We start from the raw sequence: 20,219 nt of genomic DNA on the forward strand, positions 1-20,219 counted from the left end.
ATGTGCTTGATTTCTGTGCGGGTCCAGTCAGGGCAGGGAGGCAATCGCCAGGCGCGCCGTTGACGTGCCGCGGGGCGGGCCGAATGTCGGCCACATGATCCAGAACCTGCGCATCCTCGTTGTCGAACCAAATCCCGAGCGGGTGCGCGAGATCGTCGATGCCCTGAGCGAGGCAGGTTGGTCCGACGTCAAAGCTTTGGCGCAGATTTCGGCGCTGGACCGCACGGTCAAGGATTTTGCCCCCGATATCGTCCTGATCGATCTGGCAAACCCGGATCGCGACACGCTGGAACATATCTCGTATGCCACCGAGACGACGAAACGCGCGGTTGCGCTGTTCGTGGACCAGACGGATGACGACCTGACGCAGGCCGCATTGAACGCCGGTGTCAGCGCCTATGTGGTGGATGGCTTGAAAATGGAGCGGATCAAGGCCGTTCTGCAAACGGCCATCGCCCGGTTCAAGATCATGCGCCAGATGCAGTCGGAACTGGACGCCGCAAAACAGGCGCTCGAAGACCGCAAGACAATTGATCGCGCCAAGGGGATCCTGATGCGCCAGCGCGGCATGTCCGAGGATGATGCCTATAACCTGCTGCGCAAGACTGCCATGGGCCAGAACAAGAAGGTTATCGACGTGGCCCAGGCCCTCGTCACAGCTGCGGAGTTGCTGTCATGAGTGATACCGTTCTGAACTGTGGCTATGTCCCGCTTGTCGATTGCGCGCCGTTGGTGATCGCAAAGGAACTGGGCTTTGCCGCCGAAGAGGGGCTGTCGCTTAACCTGTTGCGGCAGCCGTCATGGTCGGCCCTGCGCGATCTGCTGGCGGCGGGCCATTTGGATGCCGCACAGATGCTGTCGCCGATGCCTGTGGCCATGTCCATGGGGTTGGGCGGCATGCCGGCGCGGATCGATACGCTGATGGTGCTGTCGGTCAACGGCACGGTGTTTGGCGTGTCCAACGCCCTGCGCGCGGAACTGGGTCCGGTTTTGTTTGGTGATGCCGACGCCTTGCTGGCCGCCTTGGCTGCGCGTGGTGGTGCACCGCTGCGCATTGGCGTGCCGTTCCACTATTCGATGCACCGCCTGCTTTTGTCCTACTGGACCTCAGCTGCGCCGGGTTTGGCCATCGAGGAAATTACCGTGCCGCCGCCGCGGATGGCGGACGCCGTGGCCGATGGATTCGTCGATGCGTTCTGGGTCGGAGAACCTTGGGGCAGTCTGGCCGTGCACCAGAGTGTCGCGGAATTGATGATGACCGGGCGCGATGTCTGGCAGTTCGCCCCTGAAAAGGTGCTGGCCGCCCGGCACGACTGGGTTGAAGCAAACGAAGATATCGTGCGCCGCTTGATGCGCGCAATATATCAGGCGGCGGCATGGCTTGATACGCCAAGGAACAAGCCGCTCGCCGTCGAAATCCTCGGGCGCAGTGAACATCTGAGCCTGTCGCCCTATCTGATCGACCCCGCATTGACCGGGCACCTGTCGCCATCGCCAACGGCGTCGCCCGCCGTCGTGCCGAGGTTCTTGCAATTCCATAATCACGCGGCTTCCTTTCCGTGGCGCAGCCAGGCGGCGTGGATCGCCGACCAGCTTGGTGCGGACGTGGGCGGCATGGAAAAGGCCAAGGCCTGTTTCCGGTCGGATCTCTATCGCAGGAACCTGTCGGGAATCGGCGCGGATATGCCGGGCGCATCGGAAAAGGAAGAGGGCGCATTGCGCGTGGAAACCGACGTGGCCTCTACCCGTGGGCATATGATTCTTGCGCCGGATGCATTTTTTGACGGCAGAACATTCGACTTCTCCTCAGAAAACCGCTGAAGAAATGTGCATATTCTGCATCGCAGCAAAAATTGCACAGTGAACCCGAATTTGTCTTGGACCTCTGCCCGTCGCAGGGGCAGGTTAAGTGCAAGGGGCAACGCTGCCCAACAATATGCACGTACCACTGACGGTCGTGCACCTCCCAAGAGCAAAGCCGCTCGTATGGATCACGGACCTCCTCCCCCGTGACCCCTACGTGCGGCTTTTTTGTTTTCCCCGATCCGGGACAGAAAAAGGAAAAACAGATGAAATACACATTGGCGGCCATCCTGGCGACAACGACATTCCTGGGAACAACGGCCTCGGCCGAGTTTCTCGAGCTGGAGAAAGAAGACCTGACGCTTGGTTTTATCAAGCTGACGGACATGGCGCCGCTGGCTGTGGCCTATGAGCTTGGGTTTTTCGAAGACGAAGGTCTGTTCGTCACCCTCGAGGCGCAAGCCAACTGGAAAGTGTTGCTGGACGGTGTAATCTCGGGCGAGTTGGACGGCGCGCATATGTTGGCGGGCCAACCCCTTGCGGCCACGATCGGGTATGGCACCGAGGCGCACATCATCACGCCCTTCTCCATGGACCTGAACGGTAACGCGATCACCGTGTCGAACGAGATCTGGGACCAGATGCGCCCCAATGTGCCGTTGATGGACGATGGCCGTCCGCAGCACCCGATCAGCGCCGAGGCGTTGGTGCCGGTGGTCGAAGAGTACAAGGACCAGGGCCAGCCTTTCAACATGGGCATGGTGTTCCCGGTGTCGACCCACAACTACGAAATCCGTTACTGGCTGGCGGCGGGTGGCCTGCAGCCGGGATACTACAGCCCGCAGGATATATCGGGTCAGATCGGTGCGGATGTCCTTTTGTCCGTGACACCCCCGCCGCAGATGCCCGCCACCATGGAAGCTGGCACGATCTATGGCTACGCCGTGGGCGAGCCATGGAACCAACAGGCGGTGTTCAAGGGCATCGGCGTGCCGGTCATCACCGACTATGACATGTGGAAGAACAACCCCGAGAAAGTGTTTGGCATCACGGCAGAGTTCGCCGAGGAAAACCCGAACACCACACTCGCCCTGACCAAGGCACTGATCCGTGCGGCCATCTGGCTGGACGAGAACGACAACGCCAACCGCGAAGAGGCCGTTCAGATGCTGTCGCGCCCCGAATATGTGGGTGCCGACGCCGAGGTGATCGCAAATTCGATGACCGGGTTCTTCGAGTTTGAAAAGGGGGATGTCCGTCCCGCGCCCGACTTCAACGTGTTCTTCCGTTACAACGCCACCTATCCCTACTATTCCGACGCGATCTGGTACCTGACGCAGATGCGCCGCTGGGGCCAGATCGACGAGACAAAGACCGACCAGTGGTTCTTTGACGTGGCCGCGGACGTGTACCGGCCCGACATCTATCTGAGTGCAGCCCGTATGCTGGTGGATGACGGCATGGCGAACGAGGCAGACTTCCCTTGGGACAGCGATGGGTTCAAGGCACCGACACCGGCGGCCGACATCATCGACGGCATTGCCTATGACGGCCGCACGCCCAACGCCTATATCGACAGCCTGCCCATCGGCCTGAAATCCGGCCAGACGGTGGTTGGCGACGGCGTCGACGGCTGATCGCAGAACAGGGCACCGCTCATGCGCGGTGCCCTGTCTCTTTTCCCGACATTGGCAGCATCTATTGGACATCTGACATGACCGCGATTGATCCGAATACACTCGACATCGAAGCCCGCCGCGCGCGGCGCTTTGCCCGTATCAACAAGGCAGATGCCTGGTTCCAGGTGCTGGGATTGGGATGGATGACGCCCGTTTTGCGCGCGGCCGCTGGCGACGCCCCCAAGGCACAAGGCAAGGAAATCTGGCGTCAGCTGGGCGTGCCCTTGCTGTCGATCCTCGTGTTCCTCGTGGCCTGGGGCACTCTCGCGCCCAAAGTGCAGACGTCGCTGGGCGCGGTGCCCGGACCGGTGCAGGTCTGGGAACAGGTCGGCACATTGCATGCGGATTACATCCGCGAGAAAGAGCGCGAAGCCGCGTTCTACGAACGTCAGGACACGCGCAATGCCAAGGCCATCGCCGACGGCAGGCCCGATGCGGTGCGCAACCGTGTCTATACCGGCAAGCCCACTTATTACGACCAGATCTGGACCTCCATCAAAACTGTATTCTTCGGCTTTCTGATCGCCTCCATCGTGGCCATTCCACTGGGGATCGCAGCAGGGCTGTCGGCCACGGCCAATGCGGCACTGAACCCGTTGATCCAGATTTTCAAACCGGTCTCGCCGCTGGCGTGGCTGCCCATCGTCACGATGATCGTTTCGGCGGTTTACGCCACCAATGACGGGCTGTTTTCCAAGTCTTTCCTTGTCTCTGCCATCACTGTCACGCTGTGTTCGCTGTGGCCCACGCTGATCAACACCGCACTTGGCGTGAGCTCGATCGACAAGGACCTCGTCAGTGTCAGCCGCGTGCTGAAGATGAACACCTATACAAAGATCACCAAGCTTGTCCTGCCCTCTGCCTTGCCATTGATCTTTACCGGTCTGCGCCTGTCGCTGGGCGTGGGCTGGATGGTGCTGATCGCGGCGGAGATGCTGGCGCAGAACCCCGGCCTCGGCAAATTCGTCTGGGATGAATTCCAGAACGGCAGCTCGCAATCTCTGGCCCGCATCATGGTCGCGGTGTTCACTATCGGCATCATCGGCTTCCTGCTCGACCGGGTGATGTACGCGCTGCAATCCATGTTCACCTTCACAAACAACCGGTGATCCAGATGAGCTTTCTCGAATTCAAGAACGTCTCGAAAAGCTATGGCGACACGCCGGTTTTGCGGGACATCGACCTGAGCGTTGCCGAAGGTGAGTTTCTGGTGATCCTCGGCTTTTCAGGGACCGGCAAAACGACGCTGATCAACCTGATGGCCGGTCTGGAAATGCCCACCAAGGGCGCGGTCACCTTCAAAGGTGCGCCGGTGACAGAGCCGGGGCGCGAACGCGGCGTGATTTTCCAGAGCTATTCTCTGATGCCCTGGTTGACGGTCAACGGCAACGTGGCGCTGGCGGTGGACACGATGTTCCCCGACTTGTCCAAAGCAGAGCGCGCCGCCAAGGTTGATCACTATGTCAGCATGGTGGGCCTGTCACATGCCGCCAGTCGGCGTCCTGCGGAACTGTCGGGGGGGATGCGGCAACGGGTGAACGTGGCCCGTGCGCTGGCGATGGATCCGGAGATGCTGCTGCTGGATGAACCGCTGTCGGCGCTTGATGCACTGACACGCGCCAATCTGGCGGACGAGATCGAGGGGATCTGGGACGCGGACAAGAAAACCTGCGTTCTGATCACCAACGATGTGGACGAGGCCATTATCCTCGCCGACCGTATCATCGCCCTGAACCCCGACGGCACGCTGGGCGACGAGTTCAAGGTCGATATCCAACGCCCGCGTGATCGCATCGCAATGAACAATGATGCGACGTTCAAGGCCCTGCGCGGGCAGGTTACCAACTACCTGATGGACGTAGGCATCGCGGCCAAGGTCGAAGGATCCCGCATCTTGCCCAATGTCACGCCGATCCACGGTGTGCCGACGGCTGTTGCGCGCGCTCAGGAAGGATCCATCGAAGAGAAGTTCCTGAACTTCTCGCAACTCGACAAGGTGTACCCGACGCCCAAGGGTCCGCTCACTGTGGTCGAAAACTTCGATCTCAAGATCAACAAGGGCGAGTTCATCTCGCTGATTGGACACTCGGGTTGCGGCAAGTCGACGGTGTTGACCATGGCCGCAGGGCTGAATCCGATTTCCAAAGGGGCGATCCGGCTGGATGGCTGGAACGTCGAGGGCGCAGACCCCGAGCGCGCGGTTGTCTTCCAATCGCCCAACCTGTTCCCGTGGCTTACCGCCAAGGAGAACGTCGCCATCGGTGTCGACAAGGTCTATCCCAAGGCCAGTCAGGCCGAGCGGCAGGACGTGGTCGAATACTACCTCGAACGCGTCGGTCTGGCGGACAGCATGGACAAGGGCGCAGCGAGCCTGTCCAACGGCATGAAGCAGCGTGTCGGCATTGCCCGCGCCTTTGCACTTTCGCCGAAACTGCTGCTGCTCGATGAACCGTTCGGGATGCTCGACAGCCTGACGCGTTGGGAGCTGCAAGAAGTCCTGATGGAGGTCTGGTCGCGCACCAAGGTCACAGCCATTTGCGTGACCCACGATGTGGACGAGGCGATCCTGCTGGCCGACCGCGTGGTGATGATGACCAACGGGCCACAGGCGACAATCGGCAAGATCACGGATGTCGACCTGCCGCGCCCGCGCACCCGAAAGGCGCTGCTCGAACATCCCGATTACTACGCCTACCGGCAGGAAGTGCTCGATTTCCTCGAGGAATACGAGAAGGGCGCCACGCCCAAGTCAAAACCCAAAGCCATCGCAGCGGAGTAACCGCCATGACACCCGAAGACATCACAGCGGTGCAGAACAGTTTCGCCAAGGTCGTCCCGATCAAGGACGCCGCGGCGGAAATCTTCTATGACCGCCTTTTTGAAATCGCACCCGACGTCAAGCCGCTGTTCAAGGGCGACATGACCGAGCAGGGCGCAAAGCTGATGGCAACGCTGGGCGTAGTTGTGAACGGATTGCGCGACCTCGACAAGATCGTGCCGGTCGCGCAGCAGTTGGCGGTCCAGCACATCGACTATGGCGTCGAGCCTGGCCACTACGCCAGCGTGGGCGCCGCCCTGCTTGATACGTTGGAAAAGGGGCTCGGCGACGATTTCACGCCCGAAACCAAGGGTGCGTGGGAAACGGCCTATGGCACCCTGTCCGGTGTCATGATCGCGGCTGCTTACCCTGACATGGAGACAGCGCAATGACGCAGAACATCATCGTGATTGGCGCGGGCATGGCGTCGGGACGGGTGCTTGAGCATCTCTTTGACGCTAGCGCCGACGTGAACGTCACCCTTTTCAACGCAGAGCCGCGCGGCAACTACAACCGCATCATGCTGTCGCCCGTCCTGTCAGGGGAAAAAACCTATGACGAAATCGTAACCCATGACGCCGCGTGGTACGAAGCCAACGGTGTGACCTGCCGCTTCGGGGAAAGGATCGCGGAAATCGACCGCGTGGCCAAGACGGTCAAAGCCGACAACGGTGATGTCCTGGCCTATGACAAGCTGATCTTTGGCACCGGGTCGAACCCGTTCATGATCCCGCTGCCCGGTCATGACCTGGAGGGTGTCATCGCCTACCGCGATCTCGAAGACACGCAGCGCATGATGGATCTGGGTCCCGACAACAAGTGCGTCGTCATAGGTGGGGGCCTCTTGGGTCTTGAGGCCGCGGCAGGCATGGCGGCGCGCGGTGTGGACGTCACGGTGGTGCACATCATGGGCCACCTTATGGAACGTCAGCTGGACGAGGCGGCGGGCTATCTGCTGCGCAAGGCGCTCGTTGACAAGGGGATTACGGTCAAATGCTCGGCCAACTCCAAGGAGATCCTTGGCGAGGACGGGCACGTGCGGGCGCTGCTCTTGGATGACGGTACTGAATTGCCCTGCGATCTGCTCGTGATGGCTGTGGGGATCCGTCCTAACGTCGGACTGGCCCAAGCTAGTGGGTTGGCTGTGGGCAAGGGTATCCATGTCGACGATCAGATGGTGACGTCCGATCCGGACGTGTTGGCCGTTGGGGAATGCGTTGAACACGACGGCGCGATCTTTGGCCTTGTGGCGCCGCTCTACGACCAGGCGAAGGTCGCGGCGCAGACGCTGATGGGCGCCGAGGCACGCTTTGTCCAAAAGGAGCTTTCGACCAAGCTCAAGGTCACGGGGTGTGATCTGTTCAGCGCGGGTGACTTTGCCGATGGCGAGGGGCGCGAGGACATCGTTTTCCGCGATCCCGCGCGCGGTGTCTACCGACGCCTCGTGATCGAGAACAATGTGGTCAAGGGGGCGGTGATGTATGGCGACACGGCCGACAGCAACTGGTTCTTTGGCCTGATCCGAGACAAGACGGATATTGCCGAGATGCGCGAAACGCTGATCTTCGGACCGGCCTATCAAGGGGGGACCCCCCTGGACCCTTTAGCAGCTGTTGCAGCCTTACCGCGTGACGCGGAGATCTGCGGCTGCAACGGAATCTGCAAAGGTGAAATCGAAGACGCGATCGCGGCGGGCGCTGCTGATCTGGGCGCTGTGCGGGCAACCACCAAGGCATCGGGGTCCTGCGGCACCTGCACCGGGCTGGTCGAACAGGTTCTGGCCGTCAGCCTTGGCGATGACTTTGTCATGCCGACGGCGGCGTCAGTCTGCGGCTGCACCGACATGACCCACGAAGATGTGCGGCGGATGATCAAGTCGCAAAAGCTGACATCGATGCCCGCCGTCTGGCAGGAATGCGGCTGGAAAACCTCGTGCGGGTGTCATGTGTGCCGCCCGGCATTGAACTTTTACCTGCTGGCCGACTGGCCGCTGGAATACAAGGACGATCCGCAAAGCCGGTTCATCAACGAACGCAAGCACGCCAACATCCAGAAGGATGGCACGTTCAGCGTGGTGCCGCGCATGTGGGGCGGGATCACGACGCCGGACGAATTGCGGGCCATCGCGGATGCGGCGGACAAGTACATGGTGCGCACCGTCAAGGTCACGGGTGGACAGCGGATCGACCTGCTGGGGGTCAAGGGCGAGGATCTGCCTGACATCTGGGCCGATCTGAACGCCGCTGGCATGGTGTCTGGGCACGCCTACTCCAAAGGGTTGCGCACGGTGAAAACCTGCGTCGGTACGGATCACTGCCGGTTTGGCACGCAAGACAGCACAGGCCTTGGCATCAAGCTGGAGAAAGAGCTGTGGGGGTCATGGACCCCGCACAAGCTCAAGCTGGCCGTGTCGGGATGCCCGCGCAACTGTGCCGAAGCGACGTGCAAGGATATCGGCGTGATCTGCGTCGACAGCGGGTATCAGGTCAGCATCGGCGGTGCTGCGGGCATGGATGTCCGCGAAACCGAACTGCTGGTGCAGGTCGCCACCGAACAAGAGGCCATCGGTGTGATCAAGGCGGTCACGCAGCTTTATCGTGAAAACGCCAAGTACCTTGATCGCATCTACAAATGGATGGGCAAGGTCGGGCTCGACTGGATCAAGGACCGCATCGAGACCGAGCGTGACGCGCTGGTCGACCGGTTCGAACTGAGCCAGACGATTTATCGCAAGGATCCGTGGGCGGAACACGCCCAGACCAAGGCGGACCGCTATCAGCCCTTGGCCAATCTGACGTTGGAGGCCGCAGAATGACCGATTGGATCGACATCGCACCGCTGGAAGACGTACCGCGCCGTGGTGCGCGCATGGTCAAGACCGCGATGGGCTGCGTTGCCGTGTTCCGCACAGCAGAGGACGAGGTTTTTGCGCTCGACAATGCCTGTCCGCACAAGGCCGGCCCACTGGCCGAGGGGATCGTACACGGCAAATCCGTGACCTGCCCGCTGCACAACTGGGTGATCTCACTGGAAACAGGCGCGGCACAAGGCGCGGATGAGGGGCAGGTTGCGACCTATCCCGCGCGGGTTTCAGACGGGCGAATCCTGCTGGATCGCGCATTGCTGCGCGCACGGGCCGCCGCATGAGCCTGACCCGGACCACATGCCCCTATTGCGGCGTTGGCTGCGGGGTGCTGGCGGGTGCGGATGGTACGATCAAGGGCGATCCGGATCATCCGGCAAACTATGGGCGGCTCTGCTCCAAGGGGGCCGCGCTGGGCGAGACGATTGACCTTGAGGGGCGGCTTCTGCATCCCAAAGTGCATGGCAAGACCGCCGATTGGGACAGCGCGCTTGATCTCGTGGCACAGAAATTCAGTGCGGCCATCGCGGAACATGGGCCGGACAGCGTGGCCTTTTATGCCTCCGGCCAGCTGCTGACCGAGGATTACTACGTCGCCAACAAGCTGATGAAAGGGTTCATCGGTTCGGCCAATATCGATACGAATTCTCGGCTGTGCATGGCGTCGTCAGTGGCTGGGCACAAGCGCGCCTTTGGCACTGATACCGTGCCCGGCACCTATGAAGATCTCGAAGAGGCGGACCTGATCGTCCTTGTGGGCTCCAACCTCGCGTGGTGCCACCCCGTGCTTTACCAGCGGATCGCAGCGGCCAAGGACAAGCGGCCCAAAATGCGGATCATCAATGTCGATCCGCGCCACACGGCGACGACCGACATTGCCGACATGCACCTGCAAATTGCGCCCGATGGTGACAGCGCACTGTTTAACGGTTTGCTCGCGCATTTGGTCGAAGCGCAGGTGGTCGACGAGGCATTTGTCGCCCAACATGTCAACGGGATGGCAGAGGCCGTCGCCGCCGCCCGCGCGACGGACACGGCTGACACCGGCCTGTCGGGACAGGACCTTGCAGCGTTCTATGCCCTTTGGTCCAGCACCGAGAGGGTCGTGACCGTCTATTCCCAAGGCGTGAATCAGTCTGCGTGCGGCACCGACAAGGTCAACGCCATCCTGAATTGCCATCTGGCAACGGGCCGTATCGGCAAACCGGGCATGGGGCCGTTTTCGGTGACGGGACAACCCAACGCGATGGGCGGGCGCGAGGTGGGTGGTCTGGCCAATATGCTGGCCAACCATCTGGAACTGGGCAACGCGGATCACCGAGACGCGGTGCAGGATTTCTGGGAAAGCCCGACGATCTGCACGCAGCCCGGCCTGAAAGCCGTGGACCTGTTCGAAGCCTGCGCCAATGGGCAGATCAAGGCGCTGTGGGTCATGTCAACGAACCCCGCCGTGTCCCTGCCGGACGCGGATGGTGTCGCGGCGGCCATTGCGAACGTCCCTTTCGTTGTCACTTCCGACATCATGGAACGCACCGACACGAACGATTTGGCCCATGTCCTTTTACCCGCCGTTGGCTGGGGCGAAAAGAACGGCACCGTCACAAATTCGGAGCGCCGGGTGTCGCGACAGCGCGCGTTCCTGCCCGCGCCCGGCGCCGCGCGTCCCGATTGGCGCATCATCAGCGATGTCGCCGCACGGATGGGGTTTGGGGATGCATTTGCCTATGACACGCCGGCGGATGTATTCGCCGAATACGTCGCTCTGGATGCGGCGGTCTCGAAATTCCCCCGCGATCTTGATCTGAGCATCTTTGCCGACGCCGATTATGCCGCGTTGATCCCGACCCAATGGCCTCGCGATGGCCGACGGTTCTTTGCAGACGGGGCTTTCTATCACCCGGACGGAAAGGCGCGCATGGTTGCCGTGACACCGCCGATCTTGTCGCAACCACGTTTTTTGCTGAACACGGGTCGCAACCGTGACCAGTGGCACACGATGACGCGCACCGGCAAATCGCCGCGCCTAGGGCCGCATCTGGCGGAACCTTACGTCGAAATCCACCCGGCGGATGCGGCCGCACTTGGCGCAGGTCCCGGTGCGTTGCTGCGTGTCCAAAGCAGTTTCGGTCGGGCGATCTTGCGGGCGCTGATCACGCCGCGTGTGGCCGAGGGACACCTCTTTGCGCCGATGCACTGGACCCGGCAGCGGACGACATTGGGCGCGGTCAACGCGGTCACGGCGCCGGTGACGGATCCGGTGTCCGGCCAGCCCGCTTTGAAATCCACCCCGGCAGAGGCCGAGATATTCCATGCGAAATGGTATGGATACCTCGCATCGCGATCTGCGCCGCAGCCACAGACGCCATATTCTGCCGTTTCCCGCACGCAAACAGGCTGGCAAGCCGAAGTGGCGGGCAGCAGACTGCCCTCCGATTGGGAGGCCGAAGCGCGTGCGCTCTGCGGCGGTGTTGCAGGTGATGCCTGCCTGCAAACGGATCGGGCGACAGGCACGGCGCGTGTGGCCTTTGTCGAGGATGGCGTGATCACGGCACTCTTTTTTGCGGCACACCAGCCCGTGGTCCTGTCGCGCAACGCCACTGTCGGCCTGATCGGCACGCAGACGCCACCGCTCGCGGCGCTCGCAGGACATGCTGCGTCTGATCAGCCTGATGCAGGCCCCATCGTCTGCGCCTGTTTCAACGTAGGCCGTAATACGTTGTTGGCCGCCGCTGCCAAGGGCGCAAACAGTGTCGCCGCGCTGGGCGAGGTGACGTGCGCGGGCACCAATTGCGGGTCCTGCAAGCCCGAACTCACAGCGCTCTTGGCCGGTGCCGCTCTGCCCATGGCCGCCGAATGACGCTCGCACCCTTTGTCCAGATCGTGGCGCGCGGCAAAGGGCGCGCGCGATCTCTGACCATGGCCGAAGCGCAAGAGGCCATGACCCTGATCCTGAAAGGTGATGCGGCCCCGGAGGCGGTGGGCGCGTTGCTTATGGTTCTGCGGTTGCGTGGCGAGACACCGGAGGAGATTGCCGGGTTCACCGCTGCCCTGCGCGGTCATGTCGACGGGCACCTGCCGCGCGCGGATATCGACTGGCCGTCATACGCCGCGGGCCGCAGCCGGGGTGCGCCTCTGTTCCTGCTCGCCGCGCGGCTGGTGGGGCGGGCGGGATACCGGGTGTCGATGCACGGCTGGAATTCGCACCAATCCACGGCAGCGTCCGTGCGCGAGGCCGTGGAACTGGCCGGGCCAAATGTGACCTATACCGCGCTCGAAGACCTGAGCCCGGCCGCCTTTGCTCTGTTGAACCTGCGGGACACGTTCGGGCTCCGCTCGTGCATCAATACGGTCCTGCGCATGTGGAACCCCTCTGGCGCGGCGTTGAGCGTGCAAGGCGTGTTTCATCCATCGTATCGAAGTCTGCAAGCGCAGGCGGCCCAGATGTTGGGACAACAGGCACTGTGCATCATCAAGGGGGGCGGCGGAGAATTCGAACGTCACCCGTCCAAGACAATCACTGTGTTCGGTCTACGCGACGGCGCACATATTCAGGAACCCGCTGAGCCCATTGCCCATGACACGCGCCGTTTGCACGAGCCGGGCGCGCCAGTTGACCTGCGCGCCCTTTGGTTCGGCGCGGACAGCGATCCGTTTGCGATTGCGACGATCAAGGGCACGGCGGCGGTTGCCCTGTGGGCGCTCAAGGCCGCACCAACCCTGACGGACGCCGAAATTATGGCTCGGCAGCTGTGGGAACAAAGACATCAAACAGAAAGCCTGTCCGCATGAAAACCTTTCCCATGTTCCTGCAAATGGCCGGCCGCCGGGTGATGATCATCGGTGGCGGAGAACAAGCGGCGCAAAAGGCGCGGCTGATCCTCAAAACCGAGGCGCAGATCGAGATCTGGACGCCAACGCTTGATCCCGAATTGGTCGATTTGGTCCAGAAGGGGCGCGTGGCGCATTTGATGGGTCCGGTGACGCCTGCGGCGTGTTCCGGTAGTGCACTGGTCTTTGTGGCGACGGGGTGTCCCGGTGCGGATATGGCGCTGCATGCGCTTGCCAAGGAGGCGGGCGCGATTGTGAATGTGGTGGATCAGCCCGCGCTCTGCGATGCCATCACGCCATCGATTGTAGACCGCGATCCTGTGGTCGTGGCCATCGGCACCGAAGGAACTGCACCTGTTCTGGCACGTCAGATCAAGACCAAGGTCGAAGAGATGCTGGAGCCGCGCCTTGGTGACCTGGCCGCGTTGGCGGGACGGTTGCGGCATATGGCTGCGGCGCGCCTTGGGCCGCGCACCCGCCGCGATCTGTGGCGATGGGTGTTCAACGACAGCCCGCGGCAGATGTTTGCGACAGGTGCCGAACGCGAGGCGGCGCGTTTGATCAAAGCGGCGATTGATACAGGCGAAATCGGCACCGCCACTGGCGGCAGCGTTGCCTTGGTCGGGGCAGGGCCGGGGGCAAAGGACCTGATCACCCTGCGCGGCGTTCAACGGCTGCAAGAGGCCGATGTGATTTACTATGACCGCCTGCTTGATCCCGAAATTCTCGAATTGGCGCGGCGCGACGCCGAGCGGATCTATGTCGGTAAGGCACCCGGCTGCCATAGCTGGCCACAGGAAAAGATCACCCGATCGCTGGTCGCAGCGGCGCAGCGGGGCCAGCGCGTGGTGCGGTTGAAATGCGGGGACCCGGGTGTCTTCGGGCGCAGCACCGAAGAACTGGACGCGCTGCGCGCTGCCGATATCTCGGTTGAGGTCGTGCCGGGCGTGACCGCCGCCTGTGCCGCCGCCGCGAGCGTCGGCCACAGCCTGACCGACAGGGGCAACATCGACACGCTCGTTCTGACAACCGGCCACTTGCGCGACGGCTATACCGTCCCGAGCCCGATCAAGGACATACGGCCCGGCACCTGCGTTGCCCTCTACATGGCCGTTGGTGCGGCAGCGCAGATCAGAACGCGGTTGGAAACGGATCACCCCGGCATGCCGTTCGAGGTGCAGATCGTTGCCAAGGCGCAGCGCAAGGGGCAGATTGTTGTCACCTGTCCGCTGGCGGATCTGGAAAGCGCGCTGGTCGCCCACGAGATCACGGGCGAGGCGATGTTGTTCCTGCGCTGGTCACATACCGAGGCACAATCGCAGACTATACCGCCCATGCGCTTGGCTGCAGTTTCGTCCTAATCGTTTTGCGCGCCGATCTTGGTCACCAGAGGTTTGGCCGACGCATCAATAGGGGCCATGCCTGCTTCGCGTGATCCGTACCATCGGGCGGCAGGCGCTGCAGTCAGCCCGTGCAACAAGGCGCTGATCCAGACGGCATTTACCGCCAGATGCAGGATCGGTTCGGCAAAGTCATGAACGATCTGATCAACCACAAGCAGCGCGAACAACGCCGTGGCCAGGCCGCGCGGGCCAAACCAGCCAAAGAAGATGCGCGTACGCAAAGACGCGTCTGTGCCGATAAGCGACACCCAGATGGCAAGTGGGCGTATGACAAACAGGCTGACCATGATCAGCGCGAACATCGGCCAGCTGAGATGTGCAATTGCTTCGGGCACGATGGCGGCGCCCAACAACAGGAACGCAGACCATGCAAGAAGCTGCCCCTCGCTTTCCGTGAATTCGTAGACAAAGGCACAAGCGCCCTTGACCACCGCGCCAAAGGCAAGGCCTGCGACAAATGCAGAGATGAACCCGTTGCCGCCTATCAGCGTCGCGCCAAGATACGCGGCCCCGGCCAGCGCAAGCGCGCCGACACCCTCGTAGGGTTCTGACGTCGTGTTATGCTTTTTGGCCAGCAGTAGCACGCACCCGCCCGCAGCACCCACGGCGGCCCCGGCGATGGGACCCAGCAGGATCTGGGCAGTTGCAAAAGCGAGCCAATTGGTGGCGCCGGTCGCCTCCGAGGCCGCGATCATGCTGGCAAAAAAGAGGACCGCAGGCAGGGCCAGACCATCGTTCAGCCCGCTTTCCACGGTCAGCGCCCGGCGCGCGCGATCCGGAACAGCCGGGTTCGACACAACCGCCTGACCCAACGCCGCATCGGTCGGTGCAAGTATGGCCGCGGCGAGAGCCACCGCCACCAGAGGCCAGCCGGGCAGGATCAGTGCCCCTGCAACGGTGCCAAAAACCAGCGCCAGTGGCAGCCCGATCAACAGCATCCGCATGGGCCACACATGTTGGTGCCGCAGGGCCCGCAAATCGATCTGCGACGCATCGAGAAACAGCAAGACAACCAGCGTGATTTCCGCCACCGGGTGCAACAGTGTTTCGGCCAGATCCACTTCGATCAATCCCGCGACCGACAGGATCGCGCCAAGTCCGAGAAAGATCATCGGTGGGGTCACCACGGTCGACGCGAGACGATGGGCCACCATCGTGAACGTGGCGGCAAGCGCGCAAACAAGAAAGAAGCCCAACATCGCGTAGTCCTGTCTTTTGGTGTCGGTGCAGGTCGCGTGACGCACCGCATCTCTGGTCGCGCCGACCCTATACAGGCCGCACGCGGACCCCAAAGGCTTATCTGGCAGGTGACCTTCGCAATCACGTGAAGGATGTCGCGCGGGCACGCCCTTTGGCGGGTCGGTGTCAGGGGGGGCAGTCCGGGGGTGACTTGTATGAATCCAATCGGAACGGCCACGCCAAAATATTTCCTGACAAAAACAATCAGAAAGGTTGACGCTCCAGTGAAAATGTTATCTGAGTGTTTTAGTAAACAACTCTCAAGGAGTGACGATGTCACGTTCTGTCTCAATCCTGACTGCTTCCATGACCACTGCATTGGTGGCCTTCGGTCCCGTCGCCGCCACAGCTGAGGGCGAGCTTAACCTCTATTCCTCGCGCCATTATGACACTGATGAGCGGCTCTATTCCGATTTCACGGATGCGACCGGCATCACCATCAACCGCATCGAAGGCAAAGCGGACGAACTGATCGCGCGGATGCAGGCCGAGGGTGCGAACTCTCCGGCGGACATCCTGCTGACGGTCGATACGTCGCGCCTGGAACGGGCCAAAGATGCGGGCGTTTTGCAATCCATCAACAGTGACGTGCTGGAAACGCGGGTGCCCGATGGCCTTCAGGACAGCGACAACCAGTGGTTCGGGTTTAGCCAGCGTGCGCGCATTATCTTCTACGACAAGGCAGACGTTGAAACGCCACCCCAGTCCTATGTCGATCTGGCGGATCCCGCCTACAAGGGTATGGTGTGTCACCGGTCGTCGACCAACGTCTATTCCCAGACCCTGTTGGCCGCGGTGATTGAAAACCACGGTGCCGAGGCCGCCAAAGCGTGGGCACAGGGTGTTGTCGACAACTTTGCCCGTGACCCGCAGGGTGGCGACACGGATCAGCTTCGCGGATTGGTGTCGGGGGAATGTGACATCTCGATTTCCAACACCTACTATTTTGCCCGTGCGATCCGGCGTGATGTCAGTGGCCTGCCTGCCGACGCACGCGAAAACATCGGCTGGGTGTTCCCCGCGCAAAACGCCGAAGGAGCACATATGAACCTGTCGGGTGGCGGTGTGGCGGCCCATGCGCCGAACAAGGACAACGCGGTCCTGTTCCTGGAATACCTCGCCTCCGATCAGGCGCAGCAGTATTTCTCAGCCGGCAACGATGAATACCCGGCTGTGCCGGGTGTGGCACTCAGCCCGTCTGTTGCGGCACTTGGTCTGTTCCGCCCCGATGCGGTGAACCTGAGCGCGGTGGCCAAGAACGTGCCATTGGCCCAGCAGATCTTCAACGACGTCGGCTGGAAGTAAGCCGACCACTCGGACGGGCGGCCGGAGCCGCCCGTCCGGAACGAGGACATCGCCACGATTTCATTGTCTTCCCAGCCAACCCACATGGGCCAGCCCGGACCCCACACCCCCGGAGGCAAAGATGACACAGACCTATGCAACATCGCGGCCCGGCATGGGGCGATCGATGACGAACGGCGAGGGGATTTCACCTCTGCCCTCTACCGTTGCAGCGCCGGTCGAACTGCCTGCCTATGATGTCCGCGACATCGTTCAGGGCGGAGATCAGGCGCGGTTGATCCTCGATGGGCAAACCTATCTGTTGCGCATCACGCGCGCTGGCAAACTGATCCTGACGAAATGACGATGCACCTGAAAAACAACGGTGGCGTTGCGGTTGGCGACCTATCGATGCTGGCAGCATGGGAACAGGCGCTGATCCACGATTTGCGTCTCTGGTGTCAGGGGCCGGACGGGCGGGCACAAGTCTGGAACCGATTTGCACTGACCCTGCCACGCGGTACGGCAGGCGCACATATTCATGTGTTCGAGGACCTTATCGCCACCCTGTCGACCTATGCACGCCGGACACTTGTGCGCCATCATGTTGAGTGCGCGTGCCTCGGTGCGGATGAGGCAGTCTTTCTGCATATCGTCCGGGCGGCAAGTGCGGGTGACATTCACGATGCGGCCATGGTGGCTGCATTGGTTGTGCTGCCGGCCCATGCGGAACGTGTTGCTCTGATGGCCGCTCAGGTGGGTGTCGCCACCCGCCATATCTCTGATGTCGCGACCCCGGTTGCAGATGAGGCGGGCGACCGACCGCGCACGCCGCTTCACTAAATCGTCGCACCGCTTGCCGATCTGTTGAAATCTTGCGGGTGGCATACCAGTTCAAAGGCCGACAAAGGAACCAGCCGTGCCAAAGACCCCCAGCCCCTGCATCGATGTGTGCAAGTTCAAGCGCGAAGGCCATTGCATTGGCTGTTCCATGAGCAAGGCGCAAAAATCATTGTTCAAGGGGCTGAAAAAAGACAGTCATCGCGCCGCCTTTGTACAGATGCTGACTGCGCAACAGGCGCGCATGGGTAAGTACGCCCACTGGGACCGGGCCTATCGCAAGAAACTCGCCAAACGGAAAATCGCGGCCGAGCAGATCCTCTGACCGCGATTTCCGTAAACAACTCAGGCCTTGATCAGCCCGCAAGATGCGCGCGCAGGAACCAGGCGAATTTCTCGTGCTCCTGCCCGCGCGCGATGCACAGGTCTTCGGTCAGTGTGTCACCATGTTCCGCGGCCAACGCGCCACATCCTGCCAGCGTCGCGGCAAGCGTCTCCTGCGCATCCTGCATGGCCTTGATCATCTCCTGATCTGTGGCGTGTCCGTCATGTTCGCGGACTTTCGACCGTTTGAGCATACCTGCCAGCGTGCCTTCGGCATGGATGTCGAGCGCCCGAATGCGTTCGGCCAGATCGTCTTGGGCGATAAAATGGTCTTCGTAGATTTTCTGGAACAGGTCATGCAAGGGGCCAAAGGCCATACCCTTGACGTTCCAATGGAAATTCTGCGCCAGCATGGTGGTCACTGCGGTTTCCGCGACGGATTGGTTCAATGCGTCGCCAATTGCGGTGCGTGCGTCCGTGGTCAACGCGGCGGCTGTCTGAGTCATGTACTCACCTCGAAGTTTGTGCGGTTTCGGCGAGCTGGCGTAAGGCTTGCTGGCTTGCATCCATAAAATAGGATGCCAGCGCGAAATGCCAACAGTTTTTTAGAATTATTCTAACTTAGCGGTCTGGTCGCTGATCTGCGCCAAAAGAAAGCCGATATAACGCCGATCCGCGGCGACAATACGCGAACGCAGCAGGAATTCGATGCTGTCTGTGTCGTTCTTTCGAATGGATGTGATGCACTGCACGAACCATGCTTCGTCAAACGACAGTTCCTGAGTGCCGGGCGTGTGCCAAATGCACCTGCGACCCAAGGCATCCGGCAGACATTTGACCAGTGTTCCCAAATAGGTCCGTTGCGCCTCTTCCCCCTCAAGTGTCAGGAGCGCGCAAGCCTCAATCAGGTCCGTATGTGCGGCAACCCGGCACCGCAGGCCGGTCACACGCAACTGATTGAGCAGGGCGCGGTGTTCCGTAACATCATTCGATGGACACGGTTGCGTCGCAGCGTCGTGATACAGTGCCAAGATCGAAGCGGGCATTCGTGGTCCATTCCGGCGTGGATGGCAGCGTGATGGCCATCATATTTCTGACTATATCTATAAGGTATTTCCTCTGGATCAATAGGGTTGGTGCGGATAGCGGTCAAACGCCTGTGATCGAAAACTGTCTGGCCGAATTGTAATCGAGCGGTCGTAACCGGCACCCACCTCTGGTCCCGGTCAAGGCAGATCAGTGTTCACCGTGCTCTGCCAAGTACCGCACGAACAACTGTGTCACGCTCTGCCGTTCGGTGCGGTTCGGCCAGACGGCATGCAAACCGAGAGGCTTGACGGTCCACTCCGGCAATAGGTGTTGGAGGTCGCCGCGCTCAATACCGCGATGCGCCATGTTTTCGGGGATGACCGTTACCCCCAACCCGCGCGTTGCAAATTCATACAGCGCATCCGCCGAATTGACGGCAAAACTGGACTGGCCAAGCACCGTGGCGACTTCGCCCGTCTTCGATGTCATTTCCGTGGTGGCGGGGCGCAGCGAAAACCTTACCCAATCCCATCTTTCCAGATCGCTGGGGTGTTCCGGCAAGCCGCGCGCCGCAATGTAATCGGGGTGTGCCACAACCAGACGGTCCGCATGGCCGATATTGCGCGTCAGAAGTTCGCTGTCTTTCAACCACCCGGCGCGAATACCGACATCAAACCCGTCGCGGATCAACTCGCGCGGTTTGTCAGAAAAATCAAAGCTCAGATCAATCTTCGGATAGCGTTTGGCAAAGCCTGCAATCGTGTCCATCAGTGCAGTTTGCGTGGTGTAGGCGGGTGCAGTGACACGCAACGCGCCTGCGGGTTCTGAAGAGGTCTGGCTGACGGCATCCAGTCCGTCCTCTGCGGCGCGCAGCATTTCCAGCGCCCGCGCATGCAATTGTTGCCCTTCGTGCGTCAGCGACAACTGGCGGGTGGAGCGGTAGAGCAACGTGACCCCTAGGTCTTTTTCAAGCTCCGACACCACCTCGCTGACCCGTGACGGGGCCAGCCCGAGATGTGTCGCCGCCGCCCGGAATGTGCCCTGGTCAACCACGGTCGAAAAAATCGCGATACTGCGGAGCTTGTTGATCATTTGTCGCCTCTGCCGAC

19 protein-coding genes are annotated in these 20,219 nt (G+C 61.4%); 15 read left to right on the forward strand and 4 right to left on the reverse strand.

Features of this window, described 5'->3' with window-relative positions:
- The first annotated feature begins 94 nt into the window (after positions 1–94).
- The 11 genes from Q0949_RS03565 (at position 95) to cysG (ending at position 14,352) form a co-directional block, all read left to right on the forward strand.
- The gene (locus Q0949_RS03565) at positions 95–679 is read left to right on the forward strand and encodes an ANTAR domain-containing protein (protein WP_299368672.1); all 585 of its coding nucleotides are present in this window, start codon (positions 95–97) and stop codon (positions 677–679) included.
- Complete coding sequence (locus tag Q0949_RS03570) at positions 676–1,821, forward strand: CmpA/NrtA family ABC transporter substrate-binding protein (protein ID WP_299368675.1); 1,146 nt, start codon at positions 676–678, stop codon at positions 1,819–1,821. Before Q0949_RS03565 ends, Q0949_RS03570 begins: the two co-directional genes overlap by 4 nt.
- Before the next feature lie 248 nt (positions 1,822–2,069).
- Positions 2,070–3,440: a CmpA/NrtA family ABC transporter substrate-binding protein gene (locus tag Q0949_RS03575; protein ID WP_299368679.1), complete on the forward strand. Its 1,371-nt coding sequence runs from the start codon at positions 2,070–2,072 to the stop codon at positions 3,438–3,440.
- 77 nt (positions 3,441–3,517) lie between these two features.
- Complete coding sequence (locus Q0949_RS03580; protein WP_299368682.1) at positions 3,518–4,591, forward strand: ABC transporter permease; 1,074 nt, start codon at positions 3,518–3,520, stop codon at positions 4,589–4,591.
- Positions 4,592–4,596: 5 nt separating this feature from the next.
- A complete protein-coding gene (locus Q0949_RS03585; protein ID WP_299368685.1) occupies positions 4,597–6,261 on the forward strand; it encodes an ABC transporter ATP-binding protein in 1,665 nt (554 codons plus the stop codon).
- 5 nt (positions 6,262–6,266) lie between these two features.
- Positions 6,267–6,692, forward strand: coding sequence for a globin family protein (locus Q0949_RS03590; protein ID WP_299368688.1), 426 nt, complete (start codon positions 6,267–6,269; stop codon positions 6,690–6,692).
- Positions 6,689–9,115 carry a nitrite reductase large subunit NirB gene (gene nirB / locus Q0949_RS03595; RefSeq protein WP_299368691.1) on the forward strand — a complete coding sequence of 809 codons (2,427 nt, stop codon included), beginning with the start codon at positions 6,689–6,691 and terminating at the stop codon, positions 9,113–9,115. Before Q0949_RS03590 ends, nirB begins: the two co-directional genes overlap by 4 nt.
- On the forward strand, positions 9,112–9,447 hold the full coding sequence (nirD, locus tag Q0949_RS03600) for a nitrite reductase small subunit NirD (protein WP_299368694.1): 336 nt from the start codon (positions 9,112–9,114) through the stop codon (positions 9,445–9,447). Before nirB ends, nirD begins: the two co-directional genes overlap by 4 nt.
- A complete protein-coding gene (locus Q0949_RS03605; RefSeq protein WP_299368697.1) occupies positions 9,444–12,020 on the forward strand; it encodes a nitrate reductase in 2,577 nt (858 codons plus the stop codon). Before nirD ends, Q0949_RS03605 begins: the two co-directional genes overlap by 4 nt.
- On the forward strand, positions 12,017–12,952 hold the full coding sequence (locus tag Q0949_RS03610; protein ID WP_299368700.1) for a glycosyl transferase family protein: 936 nt from the start codon (positions 12,017–12,019) through the stop codon (positions 12,950–12,952). Before Q0949_RS03605 ends, Q0949_RS03610 begins: the two co-directional genes overlap by 4 nt.
- Complete coding sequence (gene cysG, locus Q0949_RS03615) at positions 12,949–14,352, forward strand: siroheme synthase CysG (RefSeq protein WP_299368703.1); 1,404 nt, start codon at positions 12,949–12,951, stop codon at positions 14,350–14,352. The genes Q0949_RS03610 and cysG overlap by 4 nt, the downstream gene beginning before the upstream one ends.
- Here cysG and Q0949_RS03620 read toward each other — a convergent pair.
- Positions 14,349–15,593: a cation:proton antiporter gene (locus Q0949_RS03620; RefSeq protein WP_299368705.1), complete on the reverse strand. Its 1,245-nt coding sequence runs from the start codon at positions 15,591–15,593 to the stop codon at positions 14,349–14,351. The two genes, cysG and Q0949_RS03620, sit on opposite strands and share 4 nt — an antisense overlap.
- A gap of 346 nt (positions 15,594–15,939) precedes the next feature.
- On the opposite strand from Q0949_RS03620, the gene Q0949_RS03625 reads away from it, so the two are divergent.
- The 4 genes from Q0949_RS03625 (at position 15,940) to Q0949_RS03640 (ending at position 18,082) form a co-directional block, all read left to right on the forward strand.
- On the forward strand, positions 15,940–16,938 hold the full coding sequence (locus Q0949_RS03625) for an extracellular solute-binding protein (protein ID WP_299369486.1): 999 nt from the start codon (positions 15,940–15,942) through the stop codon (positions 16,936–16,938).
- 166 nt (positions 16,939–17,104) lie between these two features.
- Positions 17,105–17,281 (forward strand): hemin uptake protein HemP, encoded by a 177-nt coding sequence (locus tag Q0949_RS03630; RefSeq protein ID WP_299369488.1) that lies wholly within the window; start codon positions 17,105–17,107, stop codon positions 17,279–17,281.
- A 2-nt stretch (positions 17,282–17,283) separates the two neighbouring features.
- Complete coding sequence (locus Q0949_RS03635; protein WP_299368708.1) at positions 17,284–17,760, forward strand: hypothetical protein; 477 nt, start codon at positions 17,284–17,286, stop codon at positions 17,758–17,760.
- 76 nt (positions 17,761–17,836) lie between these two features.
- Positions 17,837–18,082, forward strand: a complete 246-nt coding sequence (locus Q0949_RS03640) for a DUF1289 domain-containing protein (RefSeq protein ID WP_299368710.1) — start codon at positions 17,837–17,839, stop codon at positions 18,080–18,082.
- Between the two features lie 31 nt (positions 18,083–18,113).
- Here Q0949_RS03640 and Q0949_RS03645 read toward each other — a convergent pair whose 3' ends face one another.
- The 3 genes from Q0949_RS03645 to Q0949_RS03655 all read right to left on the reverse strand — a co-directional run bounded on the left by Q0949_RS03645 (position 18,114) and on the right by Q0949_RS03655 (position 20,202).
- Positions 18,114–18,587, reverse strand: coding sequence for a DNA starvation/stationary phase protection protein (locus Q0949_RS03645; RefSeq protein WP_299368713.1), 474 nt, complete (start codon positions 18,585–18,587; stop codon positions 18,114–18,116).
- A 105-nt stretch (positions 18,588–18,692) separates the two neighbouring features.
- Complete coding sequence (locus tag Q0949_RS03650) at positions 18,693–19,127, reverse strand: hypothetical protein (RefSeq protein WP_299368716.1); 435 nt, start codon at positions 19,125–19,127, stop codon at positions 18,693–18,695.
- A gap of 190 nt (positions 19,128–19,317) precedes the next feature.
- A complete protein-coding gene (locus Q0949_RS03655) occupies positions 19,318–20,202 on the reverse strand; it encodes a LysR family transcriptional regulator (RefSeq protein ID WP_299368719.1) in 885 nt (294 codons plus the stop codon).
- Positions 20,203–20,219: the final 17 nt, after the last annotated feature.

This window comes from uncultured Tateyamaria sp., from assembly GCF_947487805.1.
Taxonomy (GTDB): Bacteria; Pseudomonadota; Alphaproteobacteria; order Rhodobacterales; family Rhodobacteraceae; genus Tateyamaria.

Coding starts and splice junctions, on each gene's coding strand:
- Q0949_RS03565 (WP_299368672.1), top strand. CDS start 95: ATGATCCAGAACCTGCGCATCCTCGTTGTCGAACCAAATCCCGAGCGG.
- Q0949_RS03570 (WP_299368675.1), top strand. CDS start 676: ATGAGTGATACCGTTCTGAACTGTGGCTATGTCCCGCTTGTCGATTGC.
- Q0949_RS03575 (WP_299368679.1), top strand. CDS start 2,070: ATGAAATACACATTGGCGGCCATCCTGGCGACAACGACATTCCTGGGA.
- Q0949_RS03580 (WP_299368682.1), top strand. CDS start 3,518: ATGACCGCGATTGATCCGAATACACTCGACATCGAAGCCCGCCGCGCG.
- Q0949_RS03585 (WP_299368685.1), top strand. CDS start 4,597: ATGAGCTTTCTCGAATTCAAGAACGTCTCGAAAAGCTATGGCGACACG.
- Q0949_RS03590 (WP_299368688.1), top strand. CDS start 6,267: ATGACACCCGAAGACATCACAGCGGTGCAGAACAGTTTCGCCAAGGTC.
- nirB (WP_299368691.1), top strand. CDS start 6,689: ATGACGCAGAACATCATCGTGATTGGCGCGGGCATGGCGTCGGGACGG.
- nirD (WP_299368694.1), top strand. CDS start 9,112: ATGACCGATTGGATCGACATCGCACCGCTGGAAGACGTACCGCGCCGT.
- Q0949_RS03605 (WP_299368697.1), top strand. CDS start 9,444: ATGAGCCTGACCCGGACCACATGCCCCTATTGCGGCGTTGGCTGCGGG.
- Q0949_RS03610 (WP_299368700.1), top strand. CDS start 12,017: ATGACGCTCGCACCCTTTGTCCAGATCGTGGCGCGCGGCAAAGGGCGC.
- cysG (WP_299368703.1), top strand. CDS start 12,949: ATGAAAACCTTTCCCATGTTCCTGCAAATGGCCGGCCGCCGGGTGATG.
- Q0949_RS03620 (WP_299368705.1), bottom strand. CDS start 15,593: ATGTTGGGCTTCTTTCTTGTTTGCGCGCTTGCCGCCACGTTCACGATG.
- Q0949_RS03625 (WP_299369486.1), top strand. CDS start 15,940: ATGACCACTGCATTGGTGGCCTTCGGTCCCGTCGCCGCCACAGCTGAG.
- Q0949_RS03630 (WP_299369488.1), top strand. CDS start 17,105: ATGACGAACGGCGAGGGGATTTCACCTCTGCCCTCTACCGTTGCAGCG.
- Q0949_RS03635 (WP_299368708.1), top strand. CDS start 17,284: ATGCACCTGAAAAACAACGGTGGCGTTGCGGTTGGCGACCTATCGATG.
- Q0949_RS03645 (WP_299368713.1), bottom strand. CDS start 18,587: ATGACTCAGACAGCCGCCGCGTTGACCACGGACGCACGCACCGCAATT.
- Q0949_RS03650 (WP_299368716.1), bottom strand. CDS start 19,127: ATGCCCGCTTCGATCTTGGCACTGTATCACGACGCTGCGACGCAACCG.
- Q0949_RS03655 (WP_299368719.1), bottom strand. CDS start 20,202: ATGATCAACAAGCTCCGCAGTATCGCGATTTTTTCGACCGTGGTTGAC.